This is a genomic window from uncultured Subdoligranulum sp. (genome assembly GCF_937890665.1).
This window is the reverse complement of sequence record NZ_CALADU010000017.1, coordinates 22,302-34,895: the sequence shown is the minus strand read 5'-3', so window position 1 is coordinate 34,895 and position 12,594 is coordinate 22,302. Positions and strand designations below refer to the sequence as shown.

13 protein-coding genes and 1 pseudogene are annotated in these 12,594 nt (G+C 51.9%); 9 read left to right on the top strand and 5 right to left on the bottom strand.

Going from position 1 to position 12,594, the window contains the following annotated elements; all coding sequences use genetic code 11:
• From Q0526_RS00925 to Q0526_RS00910, 4 genes are all read left to right on the top strand, one after another.
• A partial coding sequence (locus tag Q0526_RS00925) for a VirB4-like conjugal transfer ATPase, CD1110 family (protein ID WP_298729949.1) occupies positions 1-1,807 on the top strand: 1,807 nt, incomplete at its 5' end.
• A 172-nt stretch (positions 1,808-1,979) separates the two neighbouring features.
• Positions 1,980-2,462 (top strand): RNA polymerase sigma factor, encoded by a 483-nt coding sequence (locus Q0526_RS00920; protein ID WP_298729947.1) that lies wholly within the window; start codon positions 1,980-1,982, stop codon positions 2,460-2,462.
• Positions 2,449-3,279 (top strand): hypothetical protein, encoded by an 831-nt coding sequence (locus Q0526_RS00915; protein ID WP_298729945.1) that lies wholly within the window; start codon positions 2,449-2,451, stop codon positions 3,277-3,279. Before Q0526_RS00920 ends, Q0526_RS00915 begins: the two co-directional genes overlap by 14 nt.
• A gap of 44 nt (positions 3,280-3,323) precedes the next feature.
• Positions 3,324-3,788, top strand: coding sequence for a hypothetical protein (locus Q0526_RS00910; RefSeq protein ID WP_298729943.1), 465 nt, complete (start codon positions 3,324-3,326; stop codon positions 3,786-3,788).
• Positions 3,789-3,963: 175 nt separating this feature from the next.
• Here Q0526_RS00910 and Q0526_RS00905 read toward each other — a convergent pair whose 3' ends face one another.
• Genes Q0526_RS00905 through Q0526_RS00895 form a run of 3 tightly spaced genes read right to left on the bottom strand, consistent with a single transcriptional unit; the run spans position 3,964 to position 5,375 of the window.
• Positions 3,964-4,170, bottom strand: coding sequence for a hypothetical protein (locus tag Q0526_RS00905; RefSeq protein WP_298729941.1), 207 nt, complete (start codon positions 4,168-4,170; stop codon positions 3,964-3,966).
• Between the two features lie 45 nt (positions 4,171-4,215).
• Positions 4,216-4,821 (bottom strand): SOS response-associated peptidase, encoded by a 606-nt coding sequence (locus Q0526_RS00900; RefSeq protein WP_298729939.1) that lies wholly within the window; start codon positions 4,819-4,821, stop codon positions 4,216-4,218.
• A gap of 23 nt (positions 4,822-4,844) precedes the next feature.
• Entirely contained in the window at positions 4,845-5,375 is a 531-nt protein-coding gene (locus Q0526_RS00895; RefSeq protein WP_298729937.1) for a S24 family peptidase, read from the bottom strand.
• A gap of 284 nt (positions 5,376-5,659) precedes the next feature.
• Between Q0526_RS00895 and dinB the strand changes: the two genes are divergently transcribed.
• Together dinB and Q0526_RS00885 are read left to right on the top strand one after the other, a co-directional pair.
• Complete coding sequence (dinB, locus tag Q0526_RS00890) at positions 5,660-6,916, top strand: DNA polymerase IV (RefSeq protein WP_298729935.1); 1,257 nt, start codon at positions 5,660-5,662, stop codon at positions 6,914-6,916.
• Positions 6,917-6,928: 12 nt separating this feature from the next.
• Complete coding sequence (locus Q0526_RS00885; protein WP_298729933.1) at positions 6,929-7,183, top strand: hypothetical protein; 255 nt, start codon at positions 6,929-6,931, stop codon at positions 7,181-7,183.
• A 37-nt stretch (positions 7,184-7,220) separates the two neighbouring features.
• Here the strand turns inward: Q0526_RS00885 and Q0526_RS00880 are convergent, their stop codons facing one another.
• The gene (locus Q0526_RS00880) at positions 7,221-7,574 is read right to left on the bottom strand and encodes a helix-turn-helix transcriptional regulator (RefSeq protein ID WP_298729930.1); all 354 of its coding nucleotides are present in this window, start codon (positions 7,572-7,574) and stop codon (positions 7,221-7,223) included.
• Between the two features lie 210 nt (positions 7,575-7,784).
• Here Q0526_RS00880 and Q0526_RS00875 point away from each other — a divergent pair, with 210 nt between their 5' ends.
• Together Q0526_RS00875 and Q0526_RS00870 are read left to right on the top strand one after the other, a co-directional pair.
• The gene (locus Q0526_RS00875) at positions 7,785-8,933 is read left to right on the top strand and encodes a ComEC/Rec2 family competence protein (RefSeq protein WP_298729928.1); all 1,149 of its coding nucleotides are present in this window, start codon (positions 7,785-7,787) and stop codon (positions 8,931-8,933) included.
• Positions 8,934-9,016: 83 nt separating this feature from the next.
• Complete coding sequence (locus tag Q0526_RS00870; RefSeq protein WP_298729926.1) at positions 9,017-10,783, top strand: M23 family metallopeptidase; 1,767 nt, start codon at positions 9,017-9,019, stop codon at positions 10,781-10,783.
• Between the two features lie 32 nt (positions 10,784-10,815).
• Here the strand turns inward: Q0526_RS00870 and Q0526_RS00865 are convergent.
• A pseudogene (locus Q0526_RS00865) lies at positions 10,816-11,091 on the bottom strand (helix-turn-helix domain-containing protein); the annotation flags it as partial.
• A gap of 218 nt (positions 11,092-11,309) precedes the next feature.
• Here Q0526_RS00865 and Q0526_RS00860 point away from each other — a divergent pair.
• On the top strand, positions 11,310-12,287 hold the full coding sequence (locus Q0526_RS00860) for an endo-1,4-beta-xylanase (RefSeq protein WP_298729923.1): 978 nt from the start codon (positions 11,310-11,312) through the stop codon (positions 12,285-12,287).
• Positions 12,288-12,594 lie beyond the last annotated feature (307 nt).

Genomic DNA, 12,594 nt, shown 5'->3' with positions numbered 1-12,594 from the left:
GCGCCTGCGGATCTTCCGCGACTTTTTCCGTCCTGCAGACCCGCCGGCAGCCGAGTTCGATATCCACCAGAAGGCCCGGCGTGGCCAGTATTTCAAAGACTGGCTTTGCCCCAGCAGTATGGAGTTCGCCGCTGACCATTTCAAGATTGACGACCGCCTGGGCCGGGTGCTCTACCTCCAGGATTTCGCCAGCTATCTGAAGGACAGCTTTGTGTCGGAGCTCTGCGACCTGGACCGGGAACTGATGCTGTCCATCGATATTCTGCCCATCCCCACCGACGAGGCAGCCCGTCAGCTGCAGAACACCCTGTTGGGTGTAGAAACCAACGTGACCAACTGGCAGCGGAAGCAGAACGCCAACAACAACTGGTCGGCCATCGTGCCCTATGATATGGAACTTCAGCGCAAGGAAACCAAGGAGATGCTGGATGATCTGACCACCCGTGACCAGAGGATGATGTTTGGTCTGGTCACCCTCGTCCACATGGCGGATACCAAGGAGCAACTGGACGATGACACCGAATCGCTGCTCTCTGTTGCCCGCAAGCACCTGTGCCAGCTTTCCACGCTGCGCTGGCAGCAGCGGGATGGGCTGGACACTGTGCTGCCCTACGGGCTGCGGCGCATCGAGGTGCTGCGCACCCTGACCACCGAGAGCACGGCGGTACTCATCCCGTTCCGCGCCCAGGAAATCATGCAGCCCAAGGGACTCTACTATGGCCAGAACACCATCAGCCGGAACCGCATCGTGGTAGATCGCCGGCAGCTGCTCAACGGCAACAGCTTTCGCCTGGGCGTCTCTGGCTCCGGCAAGTCCATGAGCGCAAAAGAGGAGATCGCTCAGATTGCCCTGTCCACGGAGGATGACATCCTGATTCTGGATGTGGAATCCGAGTTCGGACATCTGGTGGAAGCCTTCGGCGGCGAGGTCATCCGCATTTCGGCCACTTCTGACACCCACATCAACGCGCTGGATATGGACCGCGCCTATGGTGATGAGCGGAACCCCATTGTGTCCAAAAGCGAATTTGTCTTGAGCCTGTTTGAGCAGCTGATCGGCAGCGGGCTGGTCACCGCCAAGGAAAAATCCATCCTGGGCCGCTGCACGGAGCAGGTCTATATGCCCTATGTCCGAAACGGGTACAAGGGCGCAGTCCCCACGTTGAAAGACTTCTACCGTCTGCTCAAGATGCAGCCGGAACCGGAAGCACAGGGCTTGGCCCTCTCCTCGGAACTCTTCATCACCGGCACGCTGGGCACCTTTGCCCAGCCTACCAACGTGGATACCAAGGCACGCATCATCGCCTACGATATCCGCGAACTGGGCGAACAGCTGATGCCCCTCGGAATGCTGGTGACGTTGGACGCCATCTACAACCGTGTGATTCAGAACTGGAAGCGTGGACACCGAACCTGGATCTTCTGCGACGAGTTCTACATCCTGTTCCGGTACGAGTACAGCGCCAATTTCTTCTACAAACTCTGGAAGCGCATCCGCAAGTACAACGGTTTGATCACCGGCATGACGCAGAATGTAGACGAACTGCTGCGCTCCGATACGGCCCGCCTGATGCTGGCCAACTCGGAATTCTTGATCATGCTCAACCAGAGCGCCACCGACCGAGAGGAGCTGGCCAAACTGCTGAACATCTCGGACACCCAGCTGGGGTACATCACCAACGTGCCTGCTGGTTGCGGTCTGATTCGCTGCGCCGGCAATCTGGTGCCCTTTACCAACAGTTTCCCCCGGGATACGCAGCTGTACCGCCTCATGACGACCAAGCCCGACGAACAACTGAAAGGATGATGTGAATGAAACAAAAAAATAAGGGGCCTCCTTGGGCGGTCCCCATCAGTTTCCTTACCTGCTTTTATTGTAATGACGTCGTAAAAAGTTTGTAATCTTTCACTTATCGGTGTGAAAAGTGTCGCATTGCACGTTATATTATTGAACAGAAAAACAAGCTGGAGGGAACATAGTGGATCGGGAGGAAGTTCTTCACCTGTATGACACATACAGCGATGACGTATATCGCTTGGCCTATAGTTTTTTCTTGAATCCCCACGATGCCGAAGATGCCGTACAAGAAGTATTTCTACGTCTGATGTCTCGCAATCTTACATTGATGCCGGATAAAGAGCAGGCGCTTTTGGCACGGATCACAGCAAACTACTGCAAGGACTGTTTACGGAAAAATAAGCGGTCTGCAAACATGACAGAAGCGGATGACTGCCGTATTGTGAGTGGTGATAGCGCAGAGAGACTTGAACTGCAAGAATTGCTGAAGGAATTACCACCGATATATCGTGCTGCTATATATCTACATTATTATGTTGGATATAAACCAGCCGAAATAGCAAGAATCCTGGCTATCACGCCGTCAGGTGTGTTTATGCGGTTAAGCAGAGCGCGAAAACTACTTAAAACGGAATTGGGGGACGAAAACATTGCAAACAACTGATATCTATAAAGAAATGTTCGATGGCGTTTTTCTGGACAAAGAGAAAAAATCGGAAATCCGGAATACATTATCTAAAGCAGTTCCTGCTTCCTATAGAAGGAAAGTGGGCTGGCAACACCTCCTGTGCGCGGCTTTATTCATATTTCTTCTTGGTGCTGGAATTTACAGCGGTGTTCAGTTGCAGTGGAGAAACTCTCAATATGGACAGTACCAATTTATAATAGATGATCAGCAGCTCGTATTTCCAGTTTCTACAGTGAAAAGTGATTTTTTGACCGCTGCACTGAAAGATTCAGAAGAAAATAAGGAAAGCTCTGTGTCGTACTCTGTTGAGAACTGGAACGAGGTGGAAGAAAAAACTGGAATTCCCCTGCTGACAAGCGAGCTGCTGCAAAGCAAAATTCATGATAGTGATTCAGCGGTAAATCTCACCGCTTATACTGGGGAGAATGATACTGTAGAAAAGATCGAAGCCACAGCGCTGTTCTCCGACAGTGATAAAAATGGGAAAGCATATACAGTGCTTTTTTCGGCAGGAACTTACTTCACTGAGCAATCCTTCGATTTGGTCACTGCAAAAGGAAACTCCGGTGTGTACGACACCGAGTTTGTAACACATCACACTCCGTCCGGGATTGCGATGCAAATTTCGGTCGGCCGTGTCGACGGGAAAGTTCGACAAATGGAAACGTATTTTGTGTCAGACCATGTGCTGTATCATCTGTATGCCGATGTATGGGGAGAAAACGACGGTGAAGCAGACATACCGGAGAATACCTTTTTAGAAATTCTGGATAGCTTGCAACGCAATTCTTAGTGTATCTCTGTATGACAATTGATAAGAACGAATAGGAGGTCAGTATGAAAAAATCATTATCTTTGGTCCTCTTGGTTGCCTGTGCTGCACTTATGCTGCCCGTTGCAGCGTTTGCAAGCAGTGCAAACGTGGATGAACCTGAAGCAAAGCCCACTGCGGAGGCAACAACATACGAGCAAGGCATCCACGAAATGGAAATGCCGGACGGCGGGATTGTGAAAGTTGGCTTCTCCTCTACCGAGCAAATTGGAGAAAATGCAGCGCGCAATGGTTGTTCCAATGGAAATCATACGAACAAGAGTTATATCGGGTCGGTGGACGCGACAAGAATTCATCAGCCGGCTGCCAATCATCCCTGCTCTTGTATAGTGGTCTACTCTCAGAATTGGCAGTGCAGTGCCTGCAACGCTTCTGGTGTAGATAAGAGAACCATTCTTGACTGGTGCCCCAGAGCAAGCGTTACTGATGGCATAGGCGAGATGGACCCCAGTTTCCTTTTTGAAGAATAAAAACCATATACCGGTTTGTGTACTACTTATTTTTCGTCATATGTCATATAGAGTTTACGGGCGTCGTCATGTTAAACACATGGCGACGCCCGTTTTTATTTTATATGCTTCTACGGCTTTGTTGTGTGATTGGTACGTACAAAAGGAAGGGCACCGTACCACAAAGATAGCAAAATTAATGTGACCAGATATTATTTTCCAAATCCCGCAGGCGCGCGCGGTAGTCCTGTACCATTTCCTCGGTTTTCTCCACATCTGGGAAGGTGACCAGATAGTCGTCGCCCGCCTGATGAAAGGTGATGACCCCGGCAAGCCCCGCCATTTCGGCCACCTTGATAAGTGAATGAAAATCATATTCCATGGAACTGAACAGGACATTCATGGGGGACTCCTTCAAAAACTTTGTCATCACAACATTATAAGCATATCACACCAGGTCGCCAAAACGCAACTGCCCATCTTCGCTGCTGCGCTGGAGCGCAGGGGGCACGATTGTCAGCAGTTGCAGCGCAGACTGTGCGTCGGTAAGCCATGGCCGAACCTGTTCATGGCTGAGAATCAGCGGCATACGGTCATGGATGTCTTTTACAGTTTCGTTAGGGGCGGTGGTCAGGACCACAAAGCAGTTGACGCCCTCTATATTATCGTAGATGCCTGCCAGATAGATCGGTTTGCCCGGCAGCTGGAAGAAATACTTGTGCCTGCCCGTGTCCCACTCATAGTACCCGCTGGCAGGGATCACACACCGCTGCGCGGCCATGCTCCGGCGGAACATAGGCTTCTCGCAGACCGTTTCGGCACGGGCGTTGATCATCAGACCACCGCGCCAGCCGGGGATGCCCCACCTCTGAAATTCAGCCACGACTTTGTCGCCGCTGGCAATCAGTACCGGAGCTTCAGTGGTAGGTGCAATATCACCTGCCATAGGAAAGTTCAGTTCGTTGTGCTGGCCGTTGCTGCGGCGCTGGGCATCCCGGACAATTTGGCGGAATTCCTTATATTCTTGGGTCGAGAACAGATAACGCCCACACATACAGCCTGCCCCTTTCTTGAAGCTTATCCTACTACGCATCCCATGATCCAAAACTCGTCCACTTCTGTAATAGAGATGGGATCATATTTCGGATTCAGAGAAATCAAAGATACACCGTGTTCATCGCGGTGCAGCTTCTTGCAGTAACCCTGATCGTTTAATACGCACAGCACGATCTCGCCATTCTCCGCGGTTTCGGTCTTGCGGGCCCAGACGATTTGGCCGTCCGCAAAGCGGGGCGACATACTATCACCAGCCAATCGGACGCCGAACTCGGCGCTTGCGGGGACGGAATCATCCACTTCCATCTCTTCCGACAGATCATCGTCCAGCCACTGGCCGGTACCGGCGGAAGCGGGCTGGAGATACACCGGTAATAACCGAAGCACAGGTTGGACGGTTTCCCGGAATTGGGGAGAGCGCAATAACAAGCTGCGATACTCTTCCAAACGATCTAACCCCAACTTGTTGAGCTGTGCCTCGTCTGAGTCATAGAAAAGATCGGAAACCTCGTGATATCCCAGCGCTTTTGCCAAGGCAATCGCCTGCGTCACTCTAGGCTCTCGATCTCCACCCTCCCAGGCAGCAAGAGTACGCGCAACAACAGCCTTATCTGCGGGCAGATAAGCATGCATGCGACTCACTACCTGCTCGCGGGTTAGTTTTTGAGATTCTCGGGCTTGCCTGATTCGGTCTCTCCAACTCATGGTACTTCACCTCACGAATAGTATATCTTGTTTCCAGTGTAAAGTCAATGATACATTTACACGGATTGTCAAAAATAAATACTTGAAAATGACAAAACGTGTAAATATAATGGAGGTGAGGGAGTGAGAAGATGATTCGGCAGCGGCACATTCTCCATTGCGATTGCAACTCCTTTTATGCCAGCGTGGAAATGCAGGAGAACCCCGATCTGCGCGGAAAACGGATCGCTGTCTGCGGCAGTAAAGAAGAACGGCATGGAATTGTACTGACAGCCAGCTATCCAGCCAAACACATGGGGGTCAAGACGGGCATGGCCATCTGGCAAGCACAGCAATGTTGTCGGGACCTGATTATTGTTCCGCCCCATTACACGGAGTATATGCGGTATAGCAGGTATGTGCGGGAAATTCTGCAAGACTACAGCGACCAGATCGAGGGGTTCGGCCTGGATGAAAGCTGGGTCGATGTTTCCGGTAGCACCGGTTTGTTTGGCAGCCCCATGACGATTGCCCAAGAGATTAGCGACCGAGTTAAGAGAGAACTAGGAATTACAGTGAGTATCGGTGTTTCCAACAATAAGGTGACCGCAAAATTGGGGAGTGATTATAAAAAGCCGGATGCGATTACCCGCATTGAGGCCGACAACTACAAGCAAATCGTTTACCCGCTGCCTGTACAGGATTTGCTGTATGTGGGGCCGGCAACCCAGAAGAAATTGAATTCTTACGCAATCCGAACCATTGGCCAGCTGGCAGAAACAGATCCCCAAACTTTGCAGGGATGGTTTGGAAAACTTGGGTACACTCTTTCTGCTTTTGCCCGTGGTTTGGATACGTCTCCGGTTGCAAGACAGGATCACACTGCTACGATTAAAAGTGTTGGAAATAGCGGAACCACACCTCGGGATCTGATCAATGATGCAGATGTCTGGCTCATGCTGCTGGTTATGAGTGAGAGTGTGGCGATGCGAATGCGAGAGTTAGGGATGAAATGCACCGTTGTAGAGGTGTCAATCCGAGATTGTGACCTTGCGGGATTTGTACGACAACGCAAAATTGACACGCCCACCAATGGTGCTCTGGAAATTGCTCAGGTGGCCTTTTCACTTTTCAAAAGTAACTATCGATGGGGGAAGCCTTTGCGCGGAGTAGGGGTGCGCGGTGCCGGTCTTGTGCCGGAAGATTGTGCCATTCAGTTGGGCTTTTTCAGTAATCAGGAAAAGAGGGAAAAATTGGAGCGAATCGACAAGGCGGTGGACACCGTAAGAGAGCGGTACGGGTATACCTGTGTACAGCGCGCACGAATTTATACTGACAGGGGCCTGGGACAAATCAATCCGAAGGACGACCACACGGTCCATCCGGTGGGCTTTTTCAATGCGGGATAAGGAGGAGCATCGATGGCAGGTAGTATGAACAAGCGAGAAAAGCGCTATGTGGCGGTGGAGGTGCGATTTGAGGAGGATGGGCGATTACGTCCATTGGCAATCCTATTTGGTCCGGAACAGATCTATAAGATTGATAAAATTAAGGATGTAAGCCGTCGTGCCGCCGAGGTGGGAGGTGTAGGAGATCGATATCTGTGTGTGATCGATGGTCAGGAAAGCAAACTGTGGTTCGAGAAAGGGCGATGGTTTGTGGAAGCAAAAGTATGAAAAGGGAAAGGCGCGGCTTCATCGGGTCCGCGCCTTTTTATTCCTGTTTCAATTTTTCATTGGCCCGCACGGTTTCTATGGCAGCTTTGGCAACTTCATAGGCGATGCGAACTTCATATGGTTCGCAGCTGTCCAGCAGTGTCTGCATATCGCGTTCAAACTGAGGACGGGCCTGCAGCAGGTTGTCGCACAGCAGATCATCCACTGTAACGCCCAGTGCGTTGGCGATTTTTACGATAGTCGTCAGGCTGACCTTGGTGGTTCCCGTCTCCACGTTGCTCATGTGGGTGGGGGACAAGGATACCTTATCGGCCAACTGTTCTTGCGTAAGGTCCAATCCGATGCGCGCGATTTTGATCCGCTTGCCAATGGCTTTGTAATCCAGCTCCATAAACGTCTCCCACCATTTGTTTACCAATATTGTAACTACGGTGGCAAAACAATATAATAAACTATATCCGTATAATACGGATATAGAAAAGTATCTGCAAATATTTCTTGGGCATACCGTTCGTGGATGAAAAAGGCACACGCTAGACGGAATGCGCCCTTTTTCGCGCTATCTTTCGCTTACACTGCCTCTATATGTAAGGAGTGTTTTATGGTACAGGATATTCTTCGCAAAATCTCCGGCGTTGTTCTGGCGGCGGCACTGGCTATTAGTAGTGTCGCCTGTGCTTCCAGCCCTGCACCTGAGCCAACGCTATCCCCGGCGGTTACTGCAATACCGGAGGAACCCAATGCCGCGCCAACGGTAGATGGGGCAAAGGATGCCCCGTTTTCCTTGACCATGCTGGATGTGGGGCAAGGGCTTTCGGTGCTGGTGCAGGCGGGTGGTGAGTATCTGCTCTACGACGGTGGCGGGCGCGGCGCCTCCTCCTATGTGGTCGCTTACCTCCAGCAGCACGGTGTGTCGGAACTGGAATGGCTGGTGGCTTCCCACTATGACGAGGATCACATCAGCGGTCTGGTGGGCGTGCTCCACACCACGCCAGTGGAACAGGCTTTGATGCCCGACTATACCACCGATACCCAGATCTACCAATCCCTGCAAAACGTGCTGGCAGAAAAGGTTGTCCCGGTGATTTCCCCAACCCAAGGGGATACTTTCTCTCTCGGAAGCGCGGAAATCCAAATCGTAGGTCCCAAGGATTATGACTATGATTCGGATAACAGCAATTCGCTTTGCCTGCGCATCGAATATGGTGACGTCCGATGTCTGCTGACTGGCGATGCCGAGCAGGACGCAGAACAGGACATGGTGAATTCCGGGCAAGATCTGGCTTGCGATCTGTATGTGGTAGGTCATCATGGAAGCTCTTCTTCAACCAGTGAAGAACTGCTGAAGGCGGCATCCCCAGCATATGCCTTTCTCAGTGTGGGGGAGGGCAACCCGTATGGACACCCTACAGAACAGACCATGGACGCCCTGCAGCAGCATGGTGTCGATCTGTATCGGACGGACAAGCAGGGCGAGGTTACCGTATATTCCGATGGAGAAAAATGCTGGTTCAGCACAAGCCCCTGCGAGGACTGGACGCCGGGTAGCCAAACGACACCGGACACACCGCTTGCTACGGCGCTGCCCCAAAGTACCCGATATGTGCTGAACACCCACACCAAGAAATTCCACTACCCGGACTGTTCCAGCGTAGAGCAAATGAGCGACAAGAATAAAGACTTTACCGATGCCACACGGGAAGAACTGATCGGCTGCGGCTACACGCCTTGCGGTAGATGCAATCCATGACTCTGTAGATAGAAATGACCACCTGCTCCATCAGCAGGTGGTCATTTCTGTCGATAAGACAATTTTGTAAAGCGGGTGATTCCATGAAAGAGAACAAACATAAAGAAATCAAACAGAAACCCGGCGGGCACTTGCCCAAAGAACAGCCATCCCGCACCCTGCCCAAAACGATGGCCCGGCAGGCGTGGCTGAAAAGCAAGGAGAGGGGCTTTTCTATAATGAAAACAGACCCAGAGGGCAGCTATGCTTCCGCACAGGAGATGGAGGAACAGGGCATCTGGCGGGGGGAAACACTGCTTGAGGATGGCGCGACCTTTGCCCTAGGGAAAGCTGGAAAGGCCGCTCGCAAACATCTTACCTGTGAACGCGAACCGAACCGATGCCCGCCGCAAAACGAGGTGCATGACGAGCCTTATGACTTCGAGGGTATGCGCCTAGATGCAACCCAATCGGACCCGAAAACGGCTGCAAGCCAGAAACAGAAACGCCGCGTAGCACAAAAGCAAAGCAGGAAGTTCCAGGAACGGCAGCGGCAGGCCAAGAGAACTGCCAGAGGACTGCGCGGTGTCGACTGGGATAAAAAGCAACTCCGCACGGCAGCCAACACGGTGCGGCAAGAGAAGCAGGCCCAACAAGCGGCTCAGCGCACACAAGCGGTGCTGCGCCGTGCCAGGCAAACAGCTCGAGATGGCGTGGAAGCGGCCAAAAGGACAACGACAGTTCTACGCTCGGCTATCCGGCATCTACTGGCTGCTCTGCAGAGCCTTGCGGCTGCGCTGATTGCAGGGGGCTGGGTTGCGGTATTTATAGTGCTTTTGATTTGTTTGATTGCGCTGGTGGCTGGCTCCGCCTACGGCATTTTCTTCGCAGCAGAAACACCCGATGAAAACGCCATCAGTGTTCAGGAAGCTGTGGAACTACTTAACGAAGAATACCGGGACCAACTAGAAGAAATTGAGGACAGAACAGAATATGACCGTCAGGAAATCGAGTCTAACGATGGCAGCTATGCCATTGCGTGGCAGGATGTTCTGGCTGTCTTTGCTTCTCAAACGGCGGGCGATGCCAACGGTACTGCTGTAGCCTATCTGGATGCGGATAATGTGGAGCGGCTACGCACCGTGCTGTGGGATATGAATGAACTGGATTGGCACACCGAAACCCAAACCCGTGAGATAGAGCAGACCAATGACGATGGAGAGACGGAAACCACAACCATCACCGAAACGGTTCTGGTCATCCAACTGACCCACCACACCCCGGAAGAAATGCGGGATGCTTATCACTTCACAGAACGGCAGAACGAGTACCTCACACTGCTTTCAGGAGAAGATACCGCGACCCTTTGGGGTGAACTGCTGGGTGGTTTTGTGCAGGGGAGCGGGGAGCTCATGGCGCCCGGCATGGATACGGTGTTTGCGGATGGTGCCCTGCAATGGCCGCTGCCGGTGGCGGGAACAATCACCTCGCCGCAAGGGTACCGCACCGATCCTTTCACGGGAGAAGTCAGTTACCACAGCGGTACCGATATCTCGGCACCGGAGGGAACGCCAATTCTGGCCACCGCAGACGGCACCGTCACCATTGCCAACGCCACCGACAGCTGGGGAGGCAGTTACGGGTACTATGTCAAGATCGACCACGGCGGCGGGCTGACGACCCTGTATGCCCATTGTTCCGGCATCTGCGTTACGGTTGGTCAGCAAGTGCAGACTGGACAGGTGATTGCCTATGTGGGACATACAGGGAGGGCGACGGGAAGTCATCTGCATTTTGAAGTGAAGAAAGAAGAAAATCTAATGGCAATTAAAACTGGTTTTAGGGCGAATTGTGAATACTCAATGCATTGAGGGTTGGTAAGCTCAAACCTTTCATCCATATTTTGTTCTCCCCAGTCACACATGAGGTCTAAAATGTTTTCTAAGGATTGCCCTTTTTTGGTGATGCTGTATTCCACATGGGGAGGCACCTCGGGATATACGGTGCGTTTGATAAGGCCATCTGTTTCTAACTCTCGAAGCTGATTGGTAAGCGTTCGTTGTGATAATTGCGTAATGTTGTGTAGCAGAGAACTAAACCTTTGAGGACTATGTTGAATTAAACTTTCCAAGATAAGAGGCTTGCACTTTCCCCCTATCATTTTTAAAGTGACTTCCATTTCACAGGTGATTTGTATTTTTCCATGTTTAAACGGTTCCTCCCTAATGGTGAATTTTTTTCACTTTCTGAAAATATTGTGCGTACTTGTTGAGCAAATTCGAGCAATATACTATATTTGGTGCTGCTGATCACCGGAGTTATCAGGATCGGGTTCAAAAATGGCTCCAGGTATTCAACTATGGAACGCTGCCGTTTTACTGGGGCGGATTTGAACCGGTGGAAGGGCAGCCCCTTACCGAAAGCCGTATGCGGGCTGCGCGTTTATTGCAGCAGCATGGTGTGCGGGTCAAGGGGCATCCGCTGTGCTGGCACACCGCATGTGCCGACTGGCTTATGCAATATGATAACAAGACCATCCTGCAAAAACAGTTGGATCGCATCCAGCGGGAGGTCAGTAACTTCAAAGGCGTTGTGGATATGTGGGATGTGATCAATGAAGTGGTCATCATGCCCGTCTACCGCAGCGATAATGCCGTCAGCCGGATCTGCCGTTATCTGGGGCCGGTAGAACTGGTCAGGCAGGTCTTTGCGGCAGCCAAGCAGGCAAACCCGCAGGCAACATTGCTTATCAATGATTTTAATCTCTCCGACAAATACCGCGATCTGATTGCGGCTTGTCTGGATGCGGGTGTACCGATTTCGGCCATAGGCTTGCAAACGCATCAGCACCAGGGGTACATGGGCAGGGAACGGCTGGAAGAAATTCTGGAACGCTTCTCGGTGTTTGGGCTTCCGCTGCATTTTACTGAGAATACCTTGCTGTCCGGTCATCTGATGCCCGCAGACATTGTGGATCTAAACGATTACCAGGTCGAGTCCTGGCCATCCACCCCCGAAGGAGAAGAACGGCAGCGCCGGGAATGGCGGGAAATGTACGAGATCCTTTTCTCGCATCCTCAGGTGGAAGCAATTACCGGATGGGACTATGCCGACGGTGCGTGGCTGAATGTGCCCAGCGGTTTGTTGCGGGCGGACAATTCGCCCAAGCCCAGTTACCGGGAACTGCAGCGGCTGATTCATGAGGAGTGGACTTCCCAAGGGGAGCTGCATACCGATGAAAACGGCGTTGCCGAGCTGGCTGGTTTCCGGGGAACGTACAGTCTGCACACCGACCGTGCGCAGGCAGAGGTGCAGCTGACGGCGCAGCCGATTACACAACCGCGGCGGATTCTGCTGCAGGATTGCCATACATGAGGAGGCGCGTTGGAATATAGAGCCTGTCACATCTCGCGCGTTCGCGGCTTACGGACGTGTGGCGAGTGGCGTTGAAGAGGAATGTGCTGCCCTTGTACAAGCGGTGACCGGGCACACACCGCTGCCGGAACGGCTGACATATATTGGATTGACCGGAGAAAATACCGACGTCTCTGTACAACTTTGAAAAAGATGAGTTGAAAACTATAAGCCTATTGTGTTGCGGAGCAATCAAGTGTTTCGTTTTGTAAATGAATCGTGCATACAAAAAGCAGACCCGTGAGTCCAAGGGTCTGCTTTTTGTATT

Excerpts from the sequence above, each read along its gene's own strand:
- Q0526_RS00910 (WP_298729943.1), top strand. The coding sequence starts at position 3,324 with ATGAAAAAATCATTATCTTTGGTCCTCTTGGTTGCCTGTGCTGCACTT.
- Q0526_RS00905 (WP_298729941.1), bottom strand. The coding sequence starts at position 4,170 with ATGAATGTCCTGTTCAGTTCCATGGAATATGATTTTCATTCACTTATC.
- Q0526_RS00900 (WP_298729939.1), bottom strand. The coding sequence starts at position 4,821 with ATGTGTGGGCGTTATCTGTTCTCGACCCAAGAATATAAGGAATTCCGC.
- dinB (WP_298729935.1), top strand. The coding sequence starts at position 5,660 with ATGATTCGGCAGCGGCACATTCTCCATTGCGATTGCAACTCCTTTTAT.
- Q0526_RS00885 (WP_298729933.1), top strand. The coding sequence starts at position 6,929 with ATGGCAGGTAGTATGAACAAGCGAGAAAAGCGCTATGTGGCGGTGGAG.
- Q0526_RS00880 (WP_298729930.1), bottom strand. The coding sequence starts at position 7,574 with ATGGAGCTGGATTACAAAGCCATTGGCAAGCGGATCAAAATCGCGCGC.
- Q0526_RS00875 (WP_298729928.1), top strand. The coding sequence starts at position 7,785 with ATGGTACAGGATATTCTTCGCAAAATCTCCGGCGTTGTTCTGGCGGCG.
- Q0526_RS00870 (WP_298729926.1), top strand. The coding sequence starts at position 9,017 with ATGAAAGAGAACAAACATAAAGAAATCAAACAGAAACCCGGCGGGCAC.